Annotated in this window: 20 protein-coding genes; 10 read left to right on the top strand and 10 right to left on the bottom strand. The window is 72.2% G+C overall.

The genetic code is table 11. From position 1 onward, the window contains the following. The first annotated feature begins 157 nt into the window (after window positions 1-157). From DEJ47_RS35245 to DEJ47_RS35260, 4 genes are all read left to right on the top strand, one after another. Window positions 158-835 (top strand): response regulator transcription factor, encoded by a 678-nt coding sequence (locus tag DEJ47_RS35245; RefSeq protein WP_150175177.1) that lies wholly within the window; start codon window positions 158-160, stop codon window positions 833-835. Further along, window positions 825-2,273: an ATP-binding protein gene (locus DEJ47_RS35250; RefSeq protein WP_150175178.1), complete on the top strand. Its 1,449-nt coding sequence runs from the start codon at window positions 825-827 to the stop codon at window positions 2,271-2,273. Before DEJ47_RS35245 ends, DEJ47_RS35250 begins: the two co-directional genes overlap by 11 nt. Before the next feature lie 69 nt (window positions 2,274-2,342). After that, the gene (locus tag DEJ47_RS35255; RefSeq protein WP_150175179.1) at window positions 2,343-2,816 is read left to right on the top strand and encodes an LCP family protein; all 474 of its coding nucleotides are present in this window, start codon (window positions 2,343-2,345) and stop codon (window positions 2,814-2,816) included. Further along, window positions 2,804-4,267 carry an FtsW/RodA/SpoVE family cell cycle protein gene (locus DEJ47_RS35260; RefSeq protein WP_223828635.1) on the top strand — a complete coding sequence of 488 codons (1,464 nt, stop codon included), beginning with the start codon at window positions 2,804-2,806 and terminating at the stop codon, window positions 4,265-4,267. Before DEJ47_RS35255 ends, DEJ47_RS35260 begins: the two co-directional genes overlap by 13 nt. On the opposite strand, the gene DEJ47_RS35265 is transcribed toward DEJ47_RS35260, so the two are convergent. The 4 genes from DEJ47_RS35265 to DEJ47_RS35280 form a co-directional block, all read right to left on the bottom strand. Next, a complete protein-coding gene (locus DEJ47_RS35265; protein ID WP_223828636.1) occupies window positions 4,172-4,615 on the bottom strand; it encodes an NUDIX hydrolase in 444 nt (147 codons plus the stop codon). The genes DEJ47_RS35260 and DEJ47_RS35265 overlap by 96 nt on opposite strands. Window positions 4,616-4,721: 106 nt before the next feature. After that, a complete protein-coding gene (locus DEJ47_RS35270) occupies window positions 4,722-6,713 on the bottom strand; it encodes an N-acetylmuramoyl-L-alanine amidase (protein ID WP_190415717.1) in 1,992 nt (663 codons plus the stop codon). 244 nt (window positions 6,714-6,957) lie between these two features. Then, the gene (locus DEJ47_RS35275; protein ID WP_223828637.1) at window positions 6,958-8,610 is read right to left on the bottom strand and encodes an ATP-binding cassette domain-containing protein; all 1,653 of its coding nucleotides are present in this window, start codon (window positions 8,608-8,610) and stop codon (window positions 6,958-6,960) included. Between the two features lie 225 nt (window positions 8,611-8,835). Further along, the gene (locus DEJ47_RS35280; protein WP_150175182.1) at window positions 8,836-9,108 is read right to left on the bottom strand and encodes a hypothetical protein; all 273 of its coding nucleotides are present in this window, start codon (window positions 9,106-9,108) and stop codon (window positions 8,836-8,838) included. Window positions 9,109-9,212: 104 nt separating this feature from the next. Here DEJ47_RS35280 and DEJ47_RS35285 point away from each other — a divergent pair, with 104 nt between their 5' ends. From DEJ47_RS35285 to DEJ47_RS35300, 4 genes are all read left to right on the top strand, one after another. Beyond that, window positions 9,213-9,893, top strand: a complete 681-nt coding sequence (locus tag DEJ47_RS35285; RefSeq protein WP_150175183.1) for a class I SAM-dependent methyltransferase — start codon at window positions 9,213-9,215, stop codon at window positions 9,891-9,893. 7 nt (window positions 9,894-9,900) lie between these two features. Further along, window positions 9,901-10,377: a DinB family protein gene (locus DEJ47_RS35290; protein ID WP_150175184.1), complete on the top strand. Its 477-nt coding sequence runs from the start codon at window positions 9,901-9,903 to the stop codon at window positions 10,375-10,377. Between the two features lie 47 nt (window positions 10,378-10,424). Beyond that, the gene (locus tag DEJ47_RS35295; RefSeq protein ID WP_150175185.1) at window positions 10,425-10,982 is read left to right on the top strand and encodes a putative immunity protein; all 558 of its coding nucleotides are present in this window, start codon (window positions 10,425-10,427) and stop codon (window positions 10,980-10,982) included. A 131-nt stretch (window positions 10,983-11,113) separates the two neighbouring features. Continuing rightward, window positions 11,114-11,788 carry a hypothetical protein gene (locus DEJ47_RS35300; RefSeq protein ID WP_150175186.1) on the top strand — a complete coding sequence of 225 codons (675 nt, stop codon included), beginning with the start codon at window positions 11,114-11,116 and terminating at the stop codon, window positions 11,786-11,788. Between the two features lie 8 nt (window positions 11,789-11,796). Here DEJ47_RS35300 and DEJ47_RS35305 read toward each other — a convergent pair whose 3' ends face one another. The 3 genes from DEJ47_RS35305 to DEJ47_RS35315 form a co-directional block, all read right to left on the bottom strand. Further along, the gene (locus DEJ47_RS35305; RefSeq protein ID WP_150175187.1) at window positions 11,797-12,630 is read right to left on the bottom strand and encodes an alpha/beta hydrolase; all 834 of its coding nucleotides are present in this window, start codon (window positions 12,628-12,630) and stop codon (window positions 11,797-11,799) included. A gap of 65 nt (window positions 12,631-12,695) precedes the next feature. After that, a complete protein-coding gene (locus DEJ47_RS35310; RefSeq protein WP_150175188.1) occupies window positions 12,696-13,892 on the bottom strand; it encodes an ROK family transcriptional regulator in 1,197 nt (398 codons plus the stop codon). 401 nt (window positions 13,893-14,293) lie between these two features. After that, complete coding sequence (locus DEJ47_RS35315) at window positions 14,294-15,481, bottom strand: aminoglycoside phosphotransferase family protein (protein WP_150175189.1); 1,188 nt, start codon at window positions 15,479-15,481, stop codon at window positions 14,294-14,296. A 234-nt stretch (window positions 15,482-15,715) separates the two neighbouring features. Here DEJ47_RS35315 and DEJ47_RS35320 point away from each other — a divergent pair, with 234 nt between their 5' ends. Beyond that, the gene (locus DEJ47_RS35320; protein ID WP_150175190.1) at window positions 15,716-17,209 is read left to right on the top strand and encodes a hypothetical protein; all 1,494 of its coding nucleotides are present in this window, start codon (window positions 15,716-15,718) and stop codon (window positions 17,207-17,209) included. A 95-nt stretch (window positions 17,210-17,304) separates the two neighbouring features. Here DEJ47_RS35320 and DEJ47_RS35325 read toward each other — a convergent pair whose 3' ends face one another. From DEJ47_RS35325 to DEJ47_RS35340, 3 genes are all read right to left on the bottom strand, one after another. Continuing rightward, a complete protein-coding gene (locus DEJ47_RS35325) occupies window positions 17,305-18,774 on the bottom strand; it encodes a PP2C family protein-serine/threonine phosphatase (RefSeq protein ID WP_150175191.1) in 1,470 nt (489 codons plus the stop codon). 558 nt (window positions 18,775-19,332) lie between these two features. Then, a complete protein-coding gene (locus tag DEJ47_RS35335) occupies window positions 19,333-20,541 on the bottom strand; it encodes a cytochrome P450 family protein (protein ID WP_150176096.1) in 1,209 nt (402 codons plus the stop codon). A 282-nt stretch (window positions 20,542-20,823) separates the two neighbouring features. Beyond that, complete coding sequence (locus DEJ47_RS35340; protein ID WP_150175193.1) at window positions 20,824-21,600, bottom strand: TetR/AcrR family transcriptional regulator; 777 nt, start codon at window positions 21,598-21,600, stop codon at window positions 20,824-20,826. 157 nt (window positions 21,601-21,757) lie between these two features. On the opposite strand from DEJ47_RS35340, the gene DEJ47_RS35345 reads away from it, so the two are divergent. Further along, window positions 21,758-22,714 carry an NAD-dependent epimerase/dehydratase family protein gene (locus DEJ47_RS35345; protein ID WP_150175194.1) on the top strand — a complete coding sequence of 319 codons (957 nt, stop codon included), beginning with the start codon at window positions 21,758-21,760 and terminating at the stop codon, window positions 22,712-22,714. Window positions 22,715-23,326 lie beyond the last annotated feature (612 nt).

A 23,326-nucleotide genomic window follows, 5' to 3' on the forward strand; every position in this document is an offset into this window, starting at 1 on the left:
CCTTGATCGTCACAGTCCGGCACGCTCGATCGCCTCGCCAAAGGTCCCTGATGCAGAGGCCTTTGGGCCCCTGGGCAGGTGCGGGGCCCGGCTCTTCCCCTGAGCGGCCTGAACGTCCCTTCAGCTCCGCAGCCTTCCGGTATGTGATATTTGCACCGTGAAGATCCTGGTCATCGAAGACGAGCACGCACTCGCCGACACCCTGCGCCGGGCCATCTCGTCGGACGGTCACTGGGTGGACGTCGCCCACGACGGGCACACCGGCCTCGACCTCGCGCTGACCGGTGGCTACGAAGTGATCGTGCTGGATCTGATGCTGCCGGGACTCGGCGGCCTCGACGTCTGCCGCAGGCTGCGCATCCACGACCAGCACGCTCTCGTCCTCATCCTCACAGCCAAGGACAGCGAGTACGACGAGGCCGACGGGCTCGACGCGGGCGCGGACGACTACCTGACCAAGCCGTTCTCCCTCCTCGTGCTCCTCGCCAGGCTGCGCGCCCTCGGCCGCCGCGCCGGACGCGAGCGCCCCTCGACCCTCCAGGTCGGCGACCTCACCCTCGACGTCGTCGCCCGGCTCTGCAAGCGGGGCGAGCAGACCGTCGAGCTGACCGCCAGGGAGGTCGAGGTGCTCGGCTGCCTCCTGGCCGCGGACGGCGGCACCGTCTCCAAGCAGGACATCCTCGACGAGGTGTGGGACTCGCCGGCCGACCTCGACCCCAACATCGTCGAGGTGTACGTCAGCTCGCTGCGCAAGAAGGTCGACGCGCCCTTCGGCCGGCACACCATCCGCACCGTGCGGGGCATCGGCTACCGGCTGGCCCCCGATGCGCCCTGACAGATTTCGTGCGGCCCGCGCGGTCCGGAAGGAATCCGGCGTCCGCCCCCGCATCCCCCGCACCCTGCGAGGCCGGGCCACCGCCGCCGCAGTCCTCACCATGGTCGTGGCCCTCGCCATCGGCGGCGGCTGGCTGTACGTCATCCTGCGCGGCAACCTGGTCGACAACGCCGGCGCCCGCACCGAACTCGCCGCCCGCCAGGCCGCCGCGGACATCGCGGCCGGACACGGGCGCCCGCACGGCGACCTGCCGGAACCCGACGGCGGCGTGGACGCCGTGCTCGTCCTCGACGACCAGGGCCGCCCGCTCGCCAGCACCGCCCCGCACCCCGCCGCCCGCGCCGCCGTCCTCGCGGAGTTCCGCCCCGCCGGGGGACGGGACTCGGCGGTACGTGACTTCGCCGCCGCCCCCGCCCTGGCCGGCCACACCAGCGTCGTCGCGGTCGTCCGCACCCCCTCGCCGAGCGGCGACGGCGACCTCTACGTCTACGCGCTGACCGTCCTCGACGCCGTGGCCGACGCCCAACGGGCCCTCGGCGTCACCGTCCTCGTCGGCGGCCCGCTGGTCGCCCTGCTCACCGGACTCATCGCCTGGACGGTCACCGGCGCCGCGCTGCGGCCCGTCGAGACCATGCGCAGAGAACTCGTCGCCGTCTCCGCGGACCGGCTCAGCCGCCGCGTCCCCGCGCCGGGCGGCCAGGACGAGATCACCCGGCTCGCCGAGACCGTCAACGACACCCTGGAACGCCTCGAGCACTCCGTCACCCGGCAGCGCCAGTTCGTCGCCGACGCCTCCCACGAACTCCGCAACCCCATCGCCGCGGCCCGCGCGGAACTCGAACTCGCCCTCCTCAACAAGCCCGACCCCGGCACGGCCGCCTCGCTGACCCGAGCACTCGACTCGACCGTACGACTGGAACACATCGCCGCCGACCTGCTGCTCCTCGCCCGACTCGACGCGCGGCAGCCACCGAACGCGGAACTCGTCGACCTGTCGCTGCTCGCGGCCGAGCTGATCGCCCGGCGCCGTTCCGCGCGGGTCCCCGCGCTCCTCGTACCCGCCGACGACCCGGTCCTCGTGCGCGCCGATCCCGGACAGCTGGAACGGCTGCTCGCGAACCTCCTGGACAACGCGCAGCGGTTCGCCGACTCCGAGGTGCGGGTCGGCACGGCGACGGACCGGGCCACCGGCACGGCCCTGCTCGAAGTCGCCGACGACGGGCCCGGCATTCCGCCGGAGGCGACGGAGGAGGTCTTCGACCGGTTCACGCGGCTGGAGGCGGACCGCAACCGGGCCAGCGGCGGCACGGGCCTCGGCCTCGCCATCGCGCGCGAGATCGCCCACGCCCACGGGGGAACCCTGCGGGTGGAGCAGAGCGGGCGCGGCGCGCGCCTCGTCCTCCGGCTGCCGACGGCGGACTCCGCACCGCGACCGTGAACACCGTTCCTGAAGACCCCTTCCGCTTCCTCAGGGTCCGCTCAGGAACGGGCGTTCAGGATCGTCCCCATGCCCCAGCACCGAGCCGTCAGCCCCCGCTCCCGACGCCGTCGCGCGCGCCGCCGCTCTCGCCGGGCCCGGCTCGGCCGCACGCTGCTGGCCCTCAGCGGCGTCCTGGTGCTCTGCGGCGGCGCCGCGGCCTGGTACCTGTACCGCGAGATCGACAGCATCGGCTCCTCGGCCGCACTCGGCGACGACGCACCCAAGTCGCAGGACGGCTCGACGAACATCCTGCTCATGGGCCTCGACACGCGGAAGGACCAGAACGGGGAGGACCTCCCCGAGGACGTGCTGAGCAAACTGCACGCCGGGAGCTCCGACATCGGCGGCTACAACGCCAACACGCTGATCCTCCTCCACGTCCCGGCCGGCGGCGGCAAGGCCAAGGGCTTCTCCATCCCGCGCGACGACCTCGTCGAGATACCGGGGCACGGCAAGGACAAGATCAAGGTCGCGGGAGGTGGTGTGCCGTGCGTGGACTGAACGCCCTCCGCGCCGGTCCGCGTGCCCTCGACGCCCGCCGCACCGAAGCGCTGCTGCTCGCCTTCGCCCTGGCCGTCGTCGTATACGGCTACGCCTCCGCGGGCTTCGCCATGACGGGCGGTCCTCCCGCCCGTCTCGCCCAGTTCGCCGTCTCCCAGCTCTGCCTGGCCCTTGCCGCCCACCTGGCCGTCCGCAGGTTCGCGCCCCACGCCGACCCGCTGATCCTGCCGCTCGCGTTCCTCCTCACCGGCCTGGGCCTGGTCCTGATCCAACGCCTGGACCCCGCGTATGCCGCGCGTTTCGACTCGGCCCCCGCGAGCGGCGGACAGCTCGTGTGGACCGTCCTGGCGGTGGCCGCCACGATCGTCGTGCTGTGGGCGCTGCGGGACTACCGGCAGTTGCAGCGCTACCTCTACGTGACCATGGCGGCCTCCATGGTCCTGCTGATGGCGCCCGCGTTCTTCCCCGGGGACACCTACGGCGCCAAGCGCTGGGTCCACCTCGGCCCGCTCTCGTTCCAGCCGGGCGAGTTCGCGAAGATCAGCATCGTGGTGTTCTTCGCGGGCTTCCTGGTCCTCAACCGCGACGCCTTGTCCTGCACCGGCCGCCGCATGCTCGGCATGACGCTGCCGCACGGCCGGCAGATCGGCCCGATCGCCGCGGTATGGCTCCTGAGCCTGCTGGTGCTGGTCTTCGAACGCGACCTGGGTACGTCACTGCTGTTCTTCGGTGTGTTCGTCGCCATGCTCTACATCGCGACCGAACGCACCAACTGGGTGGCGTGCGGGATCGCCATGACCCTGGTGGGCGCCTTCGCGGTCGGCGCCACCGAACCGCACGTCAAGGGCCGGGTGATGGCCTGGCTGCACCCGTTCGACATCTACCTGCCGGCCGACCGGCGCCCACCGGGCCTGATCTCGGACCAGGCCGCCCAGGCGCTGTTCAGCTTCGGCAGCGGCGGCGTCACGGGCAGCGGCCTGGGACAGGGACACCCGGAACTCATCGGCTTCGCCGGACGCAGCGACTTCATCCTCACCACCGTCGGCGAGGAACTCGGCCTCGCCGGGGTGATGGTGGTACTGCTGCTCTACACCCTGCTCGTCTCGCGCGGTCTGCGCACCGCCCTCACCTGTGGCAACCCGTTCGGGAAGCTGCTCGCCGCCGGCCTGTCCCTGGTGCTCGCGTTCCAGGTGTTCATCATCGTGGCGGGTGTGACCGGCCTGATGCCGTTCACCGGCAAGGCGCTGCCGTTCCTCGCGCAGGGCGGCTCGTCTATGGTCGCCAACTGGCTGATCGTCGCGCTGCTCCTGGCCATCAGCAACCAGGCCCGCAGGGACCTGTACGAGACGGCCCCGTCAGAGCCGGGCGCCGATCATCCCGAGTCCGTCGACCGCGGCCGGGGACAGCACCGACTCGTCCAGGCGGGACAGGGGCATCCAGGCGACGTCTGACGTCGCGCCGTCGACCTCGGCGACCTGCACCGAACCCGGCGCGAGTTCGACGACGTAGAAGAGCCCCACCAGATGCCAGCTCACCCCGAGCCTGCGCGCCGAGTACGTCCGCGCGTCCACGAGACGCGCGGAGACGAGTGCGAGCCCGGTCTCCTCGCGCAGCTCGCGCGCGAGCGCCTCCTCCGGCTGCTCGCCCGGGTCGACGCCGCCGCCGGGCAGATGCCAGAGGCCGGGTTCGAAGACGGGGGAGGCGGCGGAGAGCCGGGTCAGCAGGAGTTCGTCCCGCTCGGTCGCGACGGCGTACGCCGAGACACGTGAACGCACCTGATCGATCGCCCGCTCGCCCACCTGTGCACCTCCGGAGTTCCCGCCCGCGCCACGCAACGCTCCAGATCGTACGTCGGGCCCGGAACCGCCCCCAGGCGGCCCCGGACCCGACCGGTGCGCGACGCCGTTACTTGCCCGACGGGGCCACCTGCACGTCGGCCGCCCGCACATAGCCGACCCGGTGCCCGTACTGGATCACGTAGTACATGTCCTTGCCGCGGACCACCTTGTGCGGCGCGGTGTCGAACGTCGGGGAGTAGAAGTACTCGCCCGGCACCTTGTCACCGACCACGTACTTCTGGCCCGCGAGGATCTTGTACGGCAGCGGCGTGACGCTCTGCACCGGCACACCGGCCGGGTAGGCCTCCTTCTCGGGGTACGCGCGCCCGTACACCGGGACCTCGCTCGCCCCGGCCTTCGGCGTGACCACGAGTCCCTTGGCGTCGACCGCGGTGGGCTGCTTCCGCGGGTTCTTGAACCACGCCTTCTGGCCGAGGTACCAGACGGCCGTCCAGTCGCCCTTGCGCTCGGCGACCGCGTACTGCTGGCCGGTGGAGAGCCGCGCGCCGACGTCGTTCACGTCGATGGTGGAGGGCTGACCGCCGGGCCGCTTGCCGATGTCCTTGATCAGCGGCGCGTCGTCGCGCGGCTCGGTGTGGACGCGCACCGCCGCCGAACCGTGCGGCACGCACTTCTCGCCGGGCTTGCCGCAACCCGTGTACTCGGGCCGGTTCCTGGAGTACTCGGGCGCCACCGTCACCACGCCGCCGCCCGTGCCCGCCGTGCGGTGGAACGGCTTGCCGAGCAGTGTGAAGTAGTGCTGCCAGTCCCAGTACGGTCCCGGGTCGGTGTGCATGCCCGGGATCGACGACGGCACGGTGCCCTGCACGTTGTCGTGGCCGAGGATGTGCTGCCGGTCCAGGGGGATGTCGTACTTCTTCGCGAGGTACTTCACCAGCCGCGCCGACGTACGGTACATCGCCTCCGTGTACCAGGTGTCGGGAGCGGTGAGGAAACCTTCGTGCTCCAGGCCGATCGACTTGGCGTTCACGTACCAGTTGCCCGCGTGCCAGGCGACGTCCTTGGCCTTCACGTGCTGCGCGATGTGCCCGTCGGTGGAGCGCAGGCTGTACTGCCACGACACGTACGTCGGGTCCTGCACCATCTTCAGGACGCCTTCCCACCTGCCCTCGGTGTCGTGGATGACGATCGTGTCGATGCTCTGGCTCTTCGGCCGGTTCGACAGGTCGTGGTTGCCGTAGTCCGGGTTGCCGTTCGGGTCCTTGAATTCCTCGTACGGCGCCGGGATCCACTCGCACGACACGGTCTTCGGGCACTCCGTCCCGCCCTTGGGCGCCTTGCGCAGGCCCGCGCGCTCCAGCTGTGCCGCGTCGGGCCGCAGCCCCGGCTCCGGCGCGAGCGTCACGCGCTGGCCGGCGTCCGTGGTGCGCTGTTCGCCGTCACGGATCACGGCGAACACGTCGTTGGCGTACGTGGCCGCGGTGGCCTCGTCGTCCGCCCCGGAGAAGCGGGCCACGGCGCCGTACCAGTCGGCGGGGTCGCCGCTCAGCGGCTTGCCGAGCTTGCGCTGCGCCGCCGCGAGCAGGGCGGCGCCGCCCTCGACGTTCGCCGCGGGGTCGGTGCGCAACTCGTCGGCGGACCGGCCGCTCAGCTCGGCGGCGCGGGGCAGCGTCTTGAGGCGGGCGGGGAGTTCGGACTCCTCGGGGATCTCGGCCGCCGGCGGGGGCGCCGGGCGCGAGGTGTCGCCGCGCGGGTCCTCCGTGCCCTCGCTGTGGTGCGGGGCCGAGGCCAGGGCGGTGCGGGCGTCGGTGAGGTGCATGGGGCCGTAGCCCCCGGTGACGCTGGCCGCGCCGCCGTGGGCGTCCCACCGGGACTGCAGGTAGGAGACGCCGAGCAGCACGCTCTGCGGCACGTGGTACTCGTCGGCGGCCGCGGCGAAAGCTTCCTGCAGCCGGTCGGCGGCGGCCTGTCGGGGTGCGCCCGGCGACGGGGCCGCGCCGAGCAGCGGCACCAGCAGGCCGGCCGACGCGAGGGCGCCCACCGTCCTGACGGTGCGTCTGCGCGCGGACGGCGTACGGGCGGTGTCGGATCCTCGCAATGCAGCCTCCTGGGACTCCTGGGCCGATGAAGCGTGGCGGGGCGTGCGGGGCCGGGCGTGCGTCAGTGGTACCGGCTCCCCGACGATCCGTCAATCATGCCCAAGAGCCGGAACTTCGCATGTCAGCGCTGGTCCTGATGGGTCAAGGGCGAGGCCAGGACAAGTTTTCGCAGGCGGCGGCAGCACCGCCTGCGATGCGTCAGTGGCATGGACCAATGAGCGTCCCGTCCATGCCCCTCACGCCCTACCGGAACACGTGCGCCATCGCGGTCCGGGGCTTCCCGATCTCCAGACGCGGCCAGTCCGCGAGATCCCGGAGCAGTTGCCGGTCGTGCGTGGCGACGACGACCGCGGCGCTGGTGACGCGGAGCGCATCCGTCAACGCGTCCACGAGCGCGGCCGACAGATGGTTGGTCGGCTCGTCGAGCAGGATCGTCCCCGGCCGCCCGGACAGCGCCAACGCCAGGTCCAGGCGGCGCCGCTGCCCCTGCGACATCCGCCCGACCGGCGTGCGCAGCGCGTCGCGGTCCAGCAGGCCGAGCGACCCGAGCGGCACCACGTCGGCGTCGCGGAGCACACCCCGGGCCACGAGCCGCCCCACGTGACGGGCGTGCACCTCACGCGCGCAGAGCGCGGGGTCCTGCCCGGCGGTCTCCTGGGTCACCCGAACGACCCGGGCCCCGGCGGCCGTGGAGACGTAACCCTCCGTCGGCGCGAGCGAGCCCGCAAGGACCGCGAGCAGCGTGGACTTCCCGGCACCGTTCGGCCCCGTCACGAGCAGCCGGTCGCCACCGTCGAGGGTGAGGCCGACGGGGCCCGCGAGGCGGCCGTCGACCGCGACCCCGTGCGCCCGCAGCTGGGCCGTGCCGCGGCGGACCCCGAGGTCGGGCCACCGGAACTCCGGCGGCGGCTCCGGCACGTCGATCCGGTGTGCCTCCAGGGCGTCCTGCTGCCGCTTCAGGGCTTGCACGACACCCGGGGCCCGGGACTGGCGCTGATGCTTCCCGGTGCCCTTGTCCGGACGCCAGCCCGTGGACAGCCGGTCGCGGGCCCGCGCCGCCGCGTCCCGCAGCCGTCGGTGCTCCTCCTGCTGCTCCTCGTGGTCCTGCTCCCAGCGCTCGCGCTCCCGGCGCCGGGCCGTCTGCCAGGCGTCGTAACCGCCCGCGTACGAGCGGGCCTTGCCGTCACGTGTCGGGTCGAGGTCGAGGAACCGGTCCGCGACATCGCGCAGCAGCGCCCGGTCGTGGCTGACGAGGGCGAGGCCGCCGTCGTGCTCGCGCAGCCTGCGCGTGAGGAAGTCGAGCCCGCCGGCGTCGAGGTGGTTGGTCGGCTCGTCGAGCAGCAGGATGTCGTGCCGCGCGCCGAGCAGGCACGCGAGGCGTACGCGGTACCGCTGCCCGACCGACAGGGTCGACAACTCCCGCTCCCGGTCCGTACAGGCGCCGAGGGCTTCCAGGGCCACGTCGACACGGCGTTCGGCGTCCCACGCGTCGAGCCGCGTGGCGATGTCGAGCGCCGCGGCGTAGCGGTCGTCGGCGGCGGGGTCGCCGTCGGCCATGGCGCGGGTCGCCTCGTCCAGCGCGGCGAGGGCCGCGAGTGAAGCGGCCAGTGCCTCCGAGGTCAGGGTGGAGACGGTCTCGCCGGCCCGCGCGGACAGCTCCTGCCGGGCGAGCCCGAGCGTGCCGGCGCGGTGCACGGCGCCCTCGTCGGGTGTGATCAGCCCGGCGAGGACGTGCAGCAGCGTCGTCTTGCCCCGGCCGTTCTCGCCGACGACGGCGACGCGGGACCGGGCGGAGACAGTGACCGAGACGTCGTCGAGGACGCGGCGGGACCCGCGGGTGACGGTGACGCCCTCGGCGCGTACGTGGAAGGGGGTGGAGAGAGGGATGGGGTTCACGGGGTGCTCCGCAGCTCGCAGTGGAGCCGGGCAGCGGTGATCGGCCGCCCGGCGGGAACCGGGACGGCGAGCGCTGATTCGGTGGGAGAAGGGCGCCGCCGTCAGCGGGCGGAGCGGACCTTCTGCGACCAGATACCTCGTGCCATGTGGATCAGGCTAACAGTGCGACCCCACGACTTTCCCGGGATTTTTCCGGAGCGGGCCCGTGCGCGCGGAACACTGCCGTCATCTGATGTCCCCGGCCCATTCGAACCGGGCCCGAGCGCCCGGCCGCGGGCGGTACGTCGACCGGCCGCCGGCACCGAACCGCCCCAGCTCGGTGGGGAGGTCCACACCCGCGGTGACCTCTTCGCGCGTCCAGCCGGTGATGTCGAGCAGCAACCCGTCCAACGGGCCGCCCACCAGCTCGGCATAGGACTGTCCCGGGCGCGGGCCCGGGTGCTCGTGATCCTGCCCGTAGACCCGGCCGCGCAGCAGCTGCTCGTCGTCACTGTCCATACGGGCCACCCTCCCAGCCACCACTGACAGCGGCCCCCGCCGCCCCTTTCGCAGATCCGCAATTTTTCTTGCGGGAGCGGCACGGTGCTGCGGAACCTGGCGGCATGGACGCCTCCGAAAGCACGACCGAGAACACCGCCGACAGCGCTCAGCAGTTCTGGGAGCGCCACTACCGCTCCACCCGCGACCGGAGCACCCGCGTCAACCCGGTGCTCGCCGAGACCGCCGCGCCACTCATCCCGGGCACCGCCCTGGACCTCGGCTGCGGTGCCGGAGGCGACGCCCTCTGGCTGGCGCGGCGGGGCTGGCAGGTCACCGCCGTCGACATCTCCGGAACGGCCGTCGAGCGGCTGAGGGAGCACGCACGGGACCTCGGCGTCGCCGAGCGGATCACCGCGGAACAGCACGACCTCGCGGCAGGATTCCCGGCGGGCCGGTTCGACCTCGTCTCCGCCCAGTACTTCCACACCCCGTTCCCGCTGCTCCGCACCCACGTCCTGCGCGCCGCCGCACTCGCCCTGCGCCCCGGCGGACTCCTCCTGATCGTCGACCACGGCTCCACGGCACCCTGGTCCTGGAACCAGGACCCCGACGTCCACCCCCCGACCCCGGAAGAGATCGCCACCGACCTGGGCCTCGACCCGACACGCTGGCCCGTACTGCGGGCGGAGACGCCACACCGCCGGGCCACGGGCCCCTCGGGCGAGACCGCGACAGTCGTCGACAACGTCCTCCTCATCCAGTCCACCGCCGGACTCCTCCGGCCCGCCCCAGGAACGGAGTGAGGGCTCCATGCGCACGCACAACGCACCGGCGACGGCGGGCGCCGACGAGAAGGCGACGCTCCGGAACGTCCTCGACCAGCTGCGGAGCTCGATCACCGACAAGGTCGACGGTGTGCCGGAGCCGCAGGTCCGCACGGGAGGGGTCCCGTCGGGCACGAGCCTCCTCGGACTGCTGAAGCACCTGGCGTCCGTCGAACGCTTCTACTTCCTCGGTGAGGAGCCCGCCGACTGGCAGGCGACCCTGCGGCCGTCCGCGGAGGACACGGTCGAGGGCGTGCGCGCCGACTACCGGAAGACCGTCGAGCGGGCGAACGTGATCATCGACGCCTGTCCGGATCTGCACCTCCCCGCTCCCCGCGCCCGTCGCCGGGGCCCGGTGCCGTCGATGCGGTGGGTCCTCGTCCACATGATCGAGGAGACCGGCCGCCACGCGGGCCACGCGGACATCCTGCGCGAGCAGATCGACGGGGCCACCGGCCGCTGAGTGGGGGGAGGGCGGTGTGAAGGCGGGAGACGGACGAGGATGGACGCATGGCAGGGGAGAGCGGAACGGCGGACAGGGCCGGCGCGGCGGAGGTCGCGCTCGACAGACAGGACCTACGCGAGGTCACGGCGTTCGCCGCGGCCTGCGCGCAGGAGGTGCTCGCGGTCTTCGAGGCCGACCGGCCGGACGACGCGCGGCCCCGGGACGCGATCGACGCCGCGTGGGAGTTCGCCAGGGGCGGCGAGCGCGGGAAACGGCTCCGCGACACCGCCTGGGCGGCGCTGAAGGCGGCCAAGGAGGCGGACTCCGAGGCCGCGCGGGAGGCGGCGCGTGCGGCGACGGCCGCGGCGGGAGCCGCCTATCTGCATCCGCTGGTCAAGGCCACCCAGGTCAAACACATCCTGGGTGCGGCAGCCCACGCGGCGCGCACGGCCGAGCTCGCGGCCGGTGATGACCGGACCGTCGGAGCCGCACACATCGAGCGGGCGGCACGCCGGGCGGCACCGGCCGTCGTCGACGTACTCGCACGCTATCCGGCGGCACCGGCCGGTGGCGGACGGGTGGGCGAGCTGATCCGTGGACTGGACGCGTACCTGCGCTCCTGACCCGGCACCACCCGGCGGGCGGCGTTGCTCGGCCAAGGAGTGCTCTGTGGAACCGTCCGAAGCACCCATCGCCCTGGACCGCGACGTGTTCATGCGAATTCCGGAAGACCGCCGCTCTGCACACCGAACCCGTGCTGCTCGTCGCCGCCGACAGTCAGGTCCTCGCAGCCAATCCCGCGGCCGTCCGGCTGCTCCCCGGCGTCGAGGACGACATCCCGCTGAGCGCCCTCGTCTCCGAATCCGCCGACGACGTCGGCCGGTGCGTCCGGCAGTGGCCGCGCACCGGCCATCCGACACCGGCGGCCCTCACCCTCCACGGCTACGACGGCGTACGGCTGAGGTGCCGCTGCTTCGGCGCCCGCGCGCAGTGGCTGCACGCACCGACCGTCCACCTCCGCGCCGCCCGCATCGACCCCGGCGACCGCTTCCTCACCCTCAAGGACCGCGTCAACGGGTGGGAACGCGAGCGCACCCTCCGCTTCCGCGCGACCGGGGACCGCGCCGCGCTCAACGCGACCCTGGCGACGGTCCGCGCCCGCCTCGACCGCCTGCACGCGCTCGTCGTGGCGCTCGCCGCGGCCGCCACCCCGGGGGCAGTCGGAGAGCTCGTCGCCCGGCACGTCCCGACGATGCTCGGTTGTGCCCGCGCCGACCTGTACCTCGCGGACTCCGCGCCCGTGCCCACGAACCTCCGCATCCCCGTCCCACCGCACGCCACCCTCGCCCTGACCACGGACACGTCACCCCCGCCGGACCACCTGGAGTCGGTGACGACCCTGATCGGTGGCGCGGTGAGCCGGTTCTGAACGCGCCGTCAGACGAACCGCCGCACGAACGCGAGCGCCACGTCCGCGACCTCCCGCCACCTGCTGTCGAGCGTCAGCGCATGGTCCCGCCCGTGCAGCTCGACGATCTCCGTGACGCCCGGATTGCGCTTCTGCCGCTTGTACGCCCCGTTGGCGAGTGCCCACGGAATCGCGTTGTCCTTGCCGCCCGAGATGACGAGCAGCGGGCCGCGCTGCGGATTGCGGCAGTCCACCTTCACCTCCGTGCGGGGGTTGAAGTTGGCGAGCGCCGCCTGCATGGGCGGGGCGCACGGCGCGGGCACGGCATACCGCTCGTAGATGGAGCGGGCCTCCTCCTCGCTGACGGCGTTGGCGTAGGCATAGCGGAACTGCCCGTACGTCAGCGGCTTGGCACGTTTGCGGTCGGCGGGGTTCGCGATCATCGGGATCAGCGAACGCACCGTCGACAGGGGCATCGCGAGGACGCCGCGGAACGGCGCCGGGTCGATGGCCACCGAAGCCGCCGAGAGGCCGCGACCCGCGAGGATCTGCGTGAGCAGCCCGCCGACGGAGTGCCCGATCACCACGGGCTTGCGCTCCAACGTGCCGATGAGCCCCGCCAGATGGTCGGCGACCTGCCCGACCGTCCGGCCCGCGATGGTCTCGGGGTACTGCCTGGCCTCGGTCGTCGTCGCCGCTTCGCCGGGCCACGTCAGGGCGACCGGGGCGAACCCGGCGGCCTCGAAGTGCGGCAGCCAGTGGTCCCAGCTGCTCGCCAGCATCCACAGGCCGTGCACGAAGACGGCCGGTGTGCGGTCGGAGGAATTGGCCCGGTCGATCTGCTCTGCGTCGGTTGCGGACATACCCAGACGCTACGGTCACCGGCGCCGTGCGGTCAGGGGGATTCGACGGTGTTGGCCGATAGTGTTCAGCGCACCGCACCCGACAGGACACGGTCCACCTGCCGCGGCGCCAGCGCGTGCTCGACCGCGAGGATGCCGGCGCCGATGGCCGCCGCGTTCTCCCCGGTACGGCTCGGCTCGATGCGCAGCACATGCGTGGCCAGCGGATGCGAGCGCCGGTAGACGGCCTCGCGGACGCCCGCGAGGAGCTGGTCGTGGACGGCGGCGAGCGCCCCGCCGACGACCACCGTGTCCGGGTTGAAGAAGTTCACCAGGCCAGCGAGCACCTCACCGACCGCCCGGCCCGCCTCACGGACCATGCGCACGGCGTCACGGTTGCCGGACTTGACCAGACGTACGACATCGCTGCCCGACGTGGCATCGAGACCGAGCGCCGACAGCCTGCGGGCGAGCGCCGCGCCGCCCGCGACCGCCTCCAGGCAGCCGGTGTTGCCGCACCGGCAGGGAGCCTCGACGTCACCGACCCGGATGTGCCCGATGTCGCCCGCGCTGCCCTGCGCGCCCCGGTGCAGCCTGCTGTCGGCGACGATGCCGCAGCCGATGCCCGTTCCCACCTTGATGTAGAGGAGGTAACGGGTGTCCGGAAAGGCGCGGCGCTGCTCGGCCAGCGCCATCACGTTCACGTCGTTGTCGACCAGGGCGCGCGGGCCGAAGCGGTCGGCGAAGAACTCCGGGATGGGGAACTGGTGCCACCCCGGCATGATCGGCGGATCCACCGGTCGGCCCGTGGAGAACTCGACGGGCCCCGGCACGCCGACCCCGATCGACTTGAGGCCCCCCGCGTCCCGCCCCGACTCGTCGAGCAGGGTGCGCAGCGTGCGCTCCACGTGGCCGAGGACCGCCTGCGGCCCGTCCGCGATGGACAGCGGGTCCTCGCGCAGCGCCAGCGTCTCGCCGCCGATGTCCATGAGCGCCACCCGGCAGTGCGACGCGCCCAGGTCGACGCCCGCCACCGCGTGCTCGCGGGTGCGCAGCCGGAGCCTGCGCGGCGGCCTGCCGCCCGCCGAGCCGCCGTCGGCCTCCTCCGCCAGGAAGCCGTGCGCGATGAGCGCGTCCACGCGCTGCGAGACCGTCGACCGTGCGAGGCCCGTCATCCGGGCGATGTCCGCGCGGGTCTGCGCGGCGCCGGTGCGCAGCAGGGCGAGCACCTCACCGGGCGAGGACGGCACGGCTGCGGGGAGATGATCCGGCGCTCCAGACATGCCGCAACCTTAGGGACGACTTTCGCTGCTCACAAGGCCGATGCTGTTCGACAGGCGACCTAAGTACCCGTCAAGTCCCATGGATGCAAACCCGCTTGGGTCCCTGTCAGGTCAAAGGCCGCTCATCCAACTCCGATCCGTGCTGCGGCCCAAGTACAGGCAGACCGAGCACCGCGACGCCCGTGCCCGACACGGGCGGCTGGGACGACTACCGGTCGACACCCGCCGTCCCGGTCGAGGCCCTGACCGGAACCCACTAGCTGTACCTGGTGTTCACGTCGCCCCGGGACGATTCGTTCGACGTGGACACGGGGTGGTTCTCCGCGCCCCAGCGGTACGGATGGCATACGAGGGTCCGCGGTGCGCCCCTGTCCAAAGCGCACCGCGGACCTGTTTCCCCGTCAGCGAGTGCCGACCGCCGCACGCACGGCCCTGCGGGCCAGCTGGCAGTCGTCGTGCAGCCGCCTCAGCAGCAGCCGCTGTTCCTCGCCGGACGGCGCAGCACCGGGATGGGCCGGGCCCGGTGCCGCCGGGGCCGCGTCGTGCATCGAACGCTGCACGGCTGTCTCATACGTACGGATCTCCCTGGTCAGGACCAGCATCAGGTTGACCAGGAACGCGTCACGCGCCGCCGGGCCCGCCGACTGCGCCAGCTGACTGATCTCGCGCCGCGCCACGGGGGCGTCACCGAGCACCGACCACAGGGTCGCCAGGTCGTACCCCGGCAGGTACCAGCCGGCGTGCTCCCAGTCGACGAGGACGGGCCCCGGGGGCGAGAGGAGGATGTTCGACAGCAGGGCGTCGCCGTGGCAGAACTGCCACATCGACTGGTGGCCGTTGCCCTGATGCGCGACGGAGTGCGCGATCCCGTGCAGCAGCTTCTGCAGGTCACCCATGTCGCGGTCCGTCAGCAGGCCGAGCTCGTGGAAGCGGGTGATGCGCTTGCCGTAGTCCATCGGCTTGCCGAACATCTCGGCAGGCGGCCGCCACTGGTTGAGGCGGCAGATGGAACCGAGCGCCGCCCGGATGTCCGGACGCGGCGGCGACTCGATGGGATGCCGGTGCAGCGCCGCCACCCGTCCGGGCATCCGCTCGATCACCAGCGTGCAGTCGTCCGGGTCGGCCGCGATGAGCCGCGGCGCACGGACCGGCGGGCGGTGTCGGACGAACGAACGGTATACCGCTATTTCGTGCCTGATCCGCTCCGCCCAGCCGGGCGAGTGGTCCAGCAGACACTTGGCCACGGCGGTGCTGCGCCCCGTCGTGCCGACGAGCAGCACGGTGCGGCCGCTTCTGCGGAGCACCTGCACCGGATTGAACTCGGGGCAGATGCGGTGCACCGAAGCGATCGCGGTGCGCAGTTGCGCCCCCTGGGGGCCGGACAAGTCGAGTCTCCCGCTGAGCGTTTGCGTGCCGGCCCCCGGCATGCGGGGCGTGCGGCCGGCGCCCAGCGGCGCGCCCGCGGGGCGCACCGGCTCCAGATAGGGACCGTTCCCCGACGACGGGGCCATCTCGCGGCTCCGGTGGACCGGAGGGCGCGGGTGGAGCGGCCGGGGCGGGGCGGACACGGAGGACGATGCTGCGTACATGGGCGATACAGATCCCTTCGTGTGCCTGCGAGTTGCGTGCGCCTCCCGGCCCGATCGCTTCGGGTGCACCCTGGGGAGTGCCTTGCGGCGACCGGGTCGGGGTGGCGCACTCCTACCTGACACCCGCCGTCCCCTGGCACACCATGTGGCGCACCCTGGCGAACCCTGGCGAATAGTCGCTCAGCAACTGACAGACGGTTACTGTCAACTCAGCCGAGAACCTGGGGGCTTGACGTGAACGGACAACCCAACACCCGCCTTTCGGACCTGTTCGGCCTGGCCGGCTGGTCGAAGGGGGAGCTCGCGAGACTGGTGAACCGGCAGGCGGCGGCCATGGGCCACCCCCAGCTGGCCACCGACACCTCGCGGGTGCGGCGGTGGATCGACATGGGAGAGATCCCGCGCGATCCGGTGCCACGGGTGCTGGCTGTTCTGTTCACCGAGCGTCTCGGCCGTGTCGTGACCACTGAGGATCTGGGTCTGGTCCGGCACGGGCGCGCAGGGAAGCGGCGTGGCGACGGGAGTGTGGAGCACCCCGACGGCGTGCCGTGGGCGCCCGAGCGGACGGCCGCGGTCCTCACCGAATTCACGGGAATGGACCTCATGCTCAACCGACGCGGCTTGGTGGGCGCGGGCGCTGCGCTTGCCGCAGGCTCCGCACTCAGCAGCGCCATGCACGACTGGCTGCACGCCGATCCGGCCTTCAAGGCCGACGCCCCCCGTATCGATGATCCCTTGCACGTCGACCCCGCGGGCCTCGACCGCTACGAGGCCGCTCCCATCGGGTCCCAGGAGATCGAGGAACTGGAGCGCTCCGTCGAAGTGTTCCGCGCCTGGGACGCGGCCCGCGGCGGCGGGCTGCAGCGCAAGGCCGTGGTGGGCCAGCTCAACGAAGTGGGCGGCATGCTCGCCTACCGTCACCCCGATCACCTCCAGCGGCGCCTGTGGGGGGTCGCCGCCAATCTCGCCGTGCTGGCGGGATGGATGTCGCACGACGTCGGTCTGGAGCCCACGGCACAGAAGTACTTCGTCATTGCGGCGCACGCCGCACGCGAGGGCGGCGACCGTCCGCGCGCCGGTGAGGCGCTGTCGCGGGCCGCGCGCCAGATGGTGCACCTCGGCAAACCCGACGACGCTCTCGACCTGATGAAGCTCGCCAAGTCGGGCGCGGGCGAGGAGGCCCTGCCCCGCACACGGGCGATGCTGTACACCATCGACGCCTGGGCACATGCGTCGATGGGGCGCGGACAGGCGATGCGACGCGCCCTCGGTCTCGCCGAGGACCTCTTCGTGTCCGACAAGGGGGACGTGCCGCCGCCGAGCTGGATGCAGATGTTCGACGAGGCGGATCTGCACGGCATGCAGGCCCTGGCCTACCGCACCCTCGCCGATCACGAGGCGTCCGCGGCGAACGCCGCGCAGCGGCACGCGAAGGAGGCGATCGAGCTGCGGGCGAAGAACCGCGACCGTTCGCAGATCTTCGATTACATCTCCCTGGCGTCGGCCTGCTTCATCGCCGACGACCCCGAACAGGCCGACCGGTACGCGCGGCTGGCACTGGTGTCGATGCGGGCGAACTCCTCGCACCGCACCTGGGACCGGCTGCGCGAGATGTACCGGCTGACCGCGCAGTACGCGGGCTACCCGAAGATCCAGGACCTGCGCGAGGAGATCAAGTTCGCCCTGCCGAAGGCGAAGAGTGCCAGGGGGAGGACCGCGAGGGCGTAACGCACCGGAGCACATGCGGCATCGCGCGGTCGGGCGGTCCAGACACGAACGGACGGTCCAGACACGGTCGGACGGTCCAGACACGGCTGGACGGTTCAGACCCGCGCGACCAACAGGCAGGCGTCGTCCTCACGAGGTGCCTCGCCGAATTCCTCGACGACGGTCCGTACGCAGTCCTGCGCCGTACGCGCCCCGGTGAAACGGGATGCGAGGGACAGCAACAGACCCGTCGCCGTGTCCCTGTCGCGCCGCGGCACCAGGCCGTCGGTGTGCAGCAGCAACAGGTCTCCGGGCCGCAGTTGCTCATCGGCCTGCTCGTACGCCGCGCCGGAGGTCGCGCCGAGGAGCACGCCGTGCGGTGGCGTGAGCGCGCGCCCTGTCCCGTCGCGGAACAGCAGCGGGGCGGGGTGCCCGGCCTGCGCCCAGGTGAGTAAGTGTGTGGCGGGATCGAAGCGGCAGCAGACGGCGCTGCCGAGGGCGGGCTGGGCCGTGGCGTCCAGCAACTGGTTCAGCCAGCCCATGATCCGGCCGGGTTCCGCGAGGTGTCCGGGCCGCGCTCCGGCGACGGCCAGGCCGCGCAGCGTGCCGAGCAGCATCGCCATGCCGGCGGTGACGGCCACGCCGTGCCCGGTGAGGTCGCCGACGCTCAACAGGGCTTCGCCGCCGGGCAGTTCCATCGCGTCGTACCAGTCGCCGCCGATGAGCGCGCTGGTCGCGGAAGGGAGGTACTGGGCGGCGAGGTCGAGCCCCCCCGGGCCGCCGTGCGGCAGCCGCAGGGAGCCGCGCCACGGCGGCAGAACCGCTTCTTGCAGGGCGACGGCGAGACGGTGCTCGGTCTGTGCGATGTCGTGGTGTCGCTGGAGGGAGTCGCGGCTCTCGCGCACGACACGCTGGCTGCGGCGCAGTTCGCTGACGTCCCGCAGGACCGCCCACATGGAGGCGGTGGAGCCGTCGGTTGCCAGCACGGGCTCGCCCATCATGTGCACCTGGCGTTCGCAGCCGTCGGGGCGCAGGACGCGGAACTCGCCGTCGATGGGTTTGCCGTCGATGAGGCAGTCCGTGACCATCGCCGTCAGCTGTGGCTGGTCGTCCGGGTGCACGAGGGAAGGGAACTCGTCGAGGGAGAGCGGCGGAGCGGCGGGGTCGCGGCCGAGGATGTCGTAGAGCTCGCGGGACCAGGTCGCCTCGTCGGTGAGGAGGTTCCACTCGGCGCTGCCCACCCGGCTCAGCAACGAGCCTCTGTCCGGCTCGCCGGATACACGGCCCACGCCGACGGATCCCGGGACGTCCCCCGGTACGACCGGCGCCGCGGGCTCCCCGCCCGTCCGCGGCGGGCCGTCCCGCAGCTGGGCCAGATGGTCGTCGAGGTCGTTGAGCTGATGGACCGCCAGGTCGCACAGGGCGCGCTGCCAGCGTCCCTCGGCGTCCCCGCGGTCCGCCACGGCGTCGCGCCGCACGGCGTCGACGTCGACGCGGAGCCGACGCGTCTGCGAGATCAGCGCATCGACCGTGCCGCGCTCGGGCGGCTGGGCGGCTGCGTGGTCCGCGAAGACATGGGACGGCATGAGGTGCTCCGTTGAGGTGCGGTGCGACTCCGTTGCGGATGCGGTGCGACCAGCTTGACGGGTGGTGGACCGCTAATGACTTTCGCACAACAGGGGGTGGGCCGTAAGGGATTTGGCAACACCCGATGCGGTGGTGCTTCTGGCATATGCCTATGTCCTGCACATACGCGTAATGGAGGCGGGAATCCAGAGGGGGAGCGTGAGAACTGTGTAGAGGTACGGCGCGGAATGTGGGACTCCAGTGGGGGAGGCGAGGTCGGAGGAGGGCGGGCGGCGCCCGCGGGGGCGTGGCGCCGACGCGGGACGGCCCCGGGGGTGGACTGGAGCTTCCTGCGACGCGAACTCCCGTACGAGAGCGGCACGTTGGGCGCAGCAGAACGGCGAGATTTGACCCGTAGGACGCGGTCGGATGAGCTGTTGGACGGGCTGCAGGTGTGGATCGATGCCGCTCAAGGGACGCAGGGCCGAGTCCGCAGCCTGCGGGAGGCGGTTCTGTCGGTGGGGCGGGAGCTGGCTTCGGCCCCCTGAGGGGGCCTGGTTCAGTCGTTCAGCTGTCCGTCAGCCGTTCAGGTGTACGGGCAGTCGCCGCACGCTGTTGCCCACGAATGAGGCGTGGCGCGGTAGTTCGGCGTCCGGTACCGCCAGGTCCAGGCGGGGGAAGCGGGCGAAGAGTTGTTCGAGGGCGACGGTGGCCTCCAGACGGGCCAGCGGGGCGCCCAGGCAGTAGTGCGCGCCGTGGCCGAGGGAGAGGTGGCGGGCGGCGGCGGTGCGGGTGAGGGAGAAGGCGTCGGCGTCGGGGCCGTGGGTCTTCGGGTCGCGGCCCGCGGCGGAGTACCCGGCGAGCACGGGGGTGCCCTTGGGGATGACGGTGCCGGCAAGGGGCAGGTCCCGGGTCGGGTAGCGGAACGGGAAGTAGCTTACGGGGCTGTCCCAGCGCAGCGTCTCCTCGACCACGTCCGGCCAGCTCGCCCGGCCCGACATGACCAGGTCGAGCTGGTCGCGGTGCGTGCACAGGGCGCGTACCGCGTTCGTGATCAGGTTCAGCGTCGTCTCGTGCCCGGCGATGATCATGAGCATCAGGGTGCCGATCAGCTCGAGCGGGCTGAGCCGGTCGCCGTCCTTCTCGCGGGCCGCGATCAGGGCGGACGTGAGGTCGTCGCGTGGGTCCTCGGTACGGGCGGCCACGATGGCGGCCAGCACGTCCATCATCTCCCGGTTGGCGGCCTGGGACTGTTCAGGGCCGATGTCCGTGGCGACGATCTGGTTGGAGAGATGGTGCAGACGGTCGTGGTGCCCGGCGTCCACGCCGAGCAGTTCACAGATGACGCCCATCGGCAGCGGCAGCGCGAAGTGCGAGCGCAGGTCCACGACCCCGTCGCCCTCACCGGCCGCCGCCTCGCCCAGGCCGTCGAGCAACTGAGACGTCAACTCGGCTATGCGCGGGCCGAGTTCCTCCACGCGACGCGCGGTGAACGCCCGGCTCACCAGTGACCGCAGCCGCCGGTGGTCGGCGCCGTCCGCCGTGGTCATGCCCTGCACCGTGGCGAAGGTCTTGAGCGGCCAGCCGTCCGGTATTCCGCCCGATCGCAATGCCGTGAAGTGCAGGGCGTTCTTGGCGACATCGGGGTGGGAGAGGAGTTCCCGGAGAGCGTCGTGCCCGAGGACCGCCACGCCTTCCACCTCGCCGGGCAGGACCACGGGGGCGACCGCGCCGCGGGCGAGCAGCCGGGCGTTGTCCGCGTGCGGGCAACCACCGGACGGGTCCATGCGGTGCGCCGGTCCGGGCGGTTGTGGCGAGGTGGCGTCGCTCGGCGGTGTGGTGTTCAACACGGCTCTCCAAGGGAGGGGAGGGGAGAGCGGGGGTGGACGCGAAGGCGCGCCGCTCCACGGGCCCGTCCCTCCTGCTCGCCCCTCCCCGGCTCGTTTCTCAACCCTGAGACCCTTCTGTCAGCCGGTCAAGACGCGTTCCGAAGCCGGTCGAGACGCGCCGGAAAAAAAGGGTGCCCGGTGCTGCGCATGGCGGAGGCGGGCAGATTACGAGGCGGGGGTCTAGGCCAGTTGGAACGCGTCGGCGAGCATGTCGACCTGCACGGCGAGCAGTGTCGTCGGCCGGTGACCCATGCCGGCGAACTGACCCGCCGCTTCCAGGCCGACGGTCCCGTGCAACTGGGGCCAGGCGGTGATGGCGCCGGTCAGTGCGACGGCCGCCGCGGACTCCGATGATCCCTCGGACCCGGCGGCCACTGGGGACTCTGCGGCCCCTGTTGACGTCGCGGAGCCTCCGGACGACGGCCCGGTCCACTTCTCGACCCACGCCGCCACCGCCGCGTCGTCGCGCAGCCAGCGGTTGAACTCGCCCACCAGCGGTTCGACGGAGTTCGACGGCCGCCCCCCGGCGAAGACGGTGAGGAACGGCCCCAGGACTTCGCGCGCGTGCGCCACGGTCTCGTCCGGCGCGCGAAAGCCCGGGACCGGGGTGCCCTGGATGAGGAGGTAGAGGTGCGGCTGTGCCACGGCCCAGTCGCGGAAGGCCGTTGCCAGGGCGTGCAGTGCCGCCCGCCCGCCTGCCGAGATGTCGACGGCCCCGATCTCGGCCGCGACCGCCTGGTAGGCGTCGACGACCAGCTCGCTGAGCAGGTCGTCGCGGCTGGCGAAGTAGCGGTAGAGGGCCGGCCCGGACATGCCGATCTCCTTGGCGATACGCAGCAGCGCCACGCCCTCCACGCCTCCCGCGGCGAGCTGGCCGACGGCGATCTGCTTGATCTCCGCGCGTGTCTGGTCGCGGTACCGCTCCCTTGGGGTGCGGGCCCGAGGTGTGGATGTCATGCGGTCTGCCTCCAGGGTTCTTCCGCCTCCTGCCTGTGGCCCCGAATGTTACAGCCCGTCGCGTTCGCGACTTGTTATTGCACTACTCCATCGCGGTAGTTATAGTGTGTAACTGAAGTTAAGGGCTTTATTGGGGTCTCCGAAAGGGACGTGGAGCATGTCTGCCATCACCTCATCCGACCTGCACATAGTCCTCGGCGCCGGTCCGGCGGGTTCGACGCTCGCCGGTGAGCTGGCCCGTCGCGGGCACGCCGTCCGCCTCGTCGACCGCTCCGGCAGCGGCTCCGCTCCCGAGGGCGTCACCCGAGTCCGGGGCGACGTCGGCACTCTCGACGGCGCCCGGTCCGTGATCAAGGGCGCCGCCGTCGTCTACCACTGCGTGAACGTGGCCTACCACCTGCAGGTCGACGTGATGCCCGGCATCCAGGACGCGGTGCTCGGTGCCGTGGAGGCCGAGGGTGCCCGGCTGGTCGTACTCGACACCCTCTATCCGTACGGCGAGACCCAGGGCCGGGTGATGACCGAGGACACCGCGTGGCGAGCCACCGGCCAGAAGGGCAGGATGCGTGCGGCGCTCGACGAGAAGTACCTGGCAGCCCATCAAAGGGGCCGCGCCCGTGTCGTCCTGGGCCGCTCGGCCGACTTCGTCGGACCGCAGGTCCTCAACTCGACCCTCGGCGGCGCCGTCTTCCCCGGCGCCCTGACCGGCGGCGAGGTGTACGGCCTCGGCGACATCGACTTGCCGCACAGCTACACCGACATCCGCAACGCAGCCGCCGGCCTCGCCACTCTCGGCGAGCACCCGGACGGCGACGGCCGCGTCTGGCACCTGCCCACCGCGCCGGCCCTCACCACCCGGGAGGTCTTCCGGCTGATCGAGAGGAAGGTCGGGCAGCCGCTGAACACGGTGATCAAGCAGGAGCCCGTGCCGTTCGGCCCGTTCGACCAGGTCTTCATGGACTCCTACGCCGAGTTGTTCTACCAGCACACCGAACCGCAGGTCATGGACTCGTCGGCGATCCAGGAGACGTTCGGCCTCAAGCCCATCGACCTGGACGCGACGCTCGACGACACCATCGCCTGGTACCGCGACTTCCTCGCCGCGCAACGCTGACTGACGCGGGCGGCCAGGGCTCGGCCCGTACGTTCAGCTCTTGCGGTCTCCTTCAGTCCCCGCCCCCGCACCGAGACCACCTCCCTGACCATCGACACCGCCTCCATGCCCCACCTCCTCGACCACTGCTTCATCCCGCAGCGCGGCCCGGATGGCCCGATCTCTCGGATCGGCACCCCGTCGTTCCCGCGACCAACGTCGTGCATCACATGTCGCAGGCCATCGAACGGGCCCACCCCGGGCGGCGGGTCGTCGCCGTGCACGATGTGCGACTGGAACAGCGGCTCGTGGCCGGACCTCCCAGTCGGGTCGACGTCGTCGTGACGGCCGAGGCCGATGAGAGGCTCGTGCGGGTGGCGTTCGGGACGTACGCGCGAGCCGTCCTGGAGGTCGCCGACGGATACCCCGGTGGGCCCCCGCCCGCCGGCGCCAGGACGTCGACGAACGGCCCTGCGCGATCACCGCCGAGGACCTCTACCGGGACCGGTGGATGTTCCACGGCCCGCCTACCAAGGCGTCACCGAACTCACCGGCATCGGCGACCACCACGTCCGGGGGACCAACACCACCCCCGCCGCTCCTGGCGCCCTGCTCGACAACGTGGGCCAGTTG

Origin of the sequence: Streptomyces venezuelae (genome assembly GCF_008642355.1) — a bacterium.
Classification (GTDB): domain Bacteria; phylum Actinomycetota; class Actinomycetes; order Streptomycetales; family Streptomycetaceae; genus Streptomyces; species Streptomyces venezuelae_B.

Excerpts from the sequence above, each read along its gene's own strand:
- DEJ47_RS35250 (WP_150175178.1), top strand. The coding sequence starts at position 825 with ATGCGCCCTGACAGATTTCGTGCGGCCCGCGCGGTCCGGAAGGAATCC.
- DEJ47_RS35255 (WP_150175179.1), top strand. The coding sequence starts at position 2,343 with ATGCCCCAGCACCGAGCCGTCAGCCCCCGCTCCCGACGCCGTCGCGCG.
- DEJ47_RS35280 (WP_150175182.1), bottom strand. The coding sequence starts at position 9,108 with ATGGACAGTGACGACGAGCAGCTGCTGCGCGGCCGGGTCTACGGGCAG.
- DEJ47_RS35285 (WP_150175183.1), top strand. The coding sequence starts at position 9,213 with ATGGACGCCTCCGAAAGCACGACCGAGAACACCGCCGACAGCGCTCAG.
- DEJ47_RS35290 (WP_150175184.1), top strand. The coding sequence starts at position 9,901 with ATGCGCACGCACAACGCACCGGCGACGGCGGGCGCCGACGAGAAGGCG.
- DEJ47_RS35295 (WP_150175185.1), top strand. The coding sequence starts at position 10,425 with ATGGCAGGGGAGAGCGGAACGGCGGACAGGGCCGGCGCGGCGGAGGTC.
- DEJ47_RS35305 (WP_150175187.1), bottom strand. The coding sequence starts at position 12,630 with ATGTCCGCAACCGACGCAGAGCAGATCGACCGGGCCAATTCCTCCGAC.
- DEJ47_RS35310 (WP_150175188.1), bottom strand. The coding sequence starts at position 13,892 with ATGTCTGGAGCGCCGGATCATCTCCCCGCAGCCGTGCCGTCCTCGCCC.
- DEJ47_RS35315 (WP_150175189.1), bottom strand. The coding sequence starts at position 15,481 with ATGTACGCAGCATCGTCCTCCGTGTCCGCCCCGCCCCGGCCGCTCCAC.
- DEJ47_RS35325 (WP_150175191.1), bottom strand. The coding sequence starts at position 18,774 with ATGCCGTCCCATGTCTTCGCGGACCACGCAGCCGCCCAGCCGCCCGAG.
- DEJ47_RS35335 (WP_150176096.1), bottom strand. The coding sequence starts at position 20,541 with ATGGACCCGTCCGGTGGTTGCCCGCACGCGGACAACGCCCGGCTGCTC.
- DEJ47_RS35340 (WP_150175193.1), bottom strand. The coding sequence starts at position 21,600 with ATGACATCCACACCTCGGGCCCGCACCCCAAGGGAGCGGTACCGCGAC.
- DEJ47_RS35345 (WP_150175194.1), top strand. The coding sequence starts at position 21,758 with ATGTCTGCCATCACCTCATCCGACCTGCACATAGTCCTCGGCGCCGGT.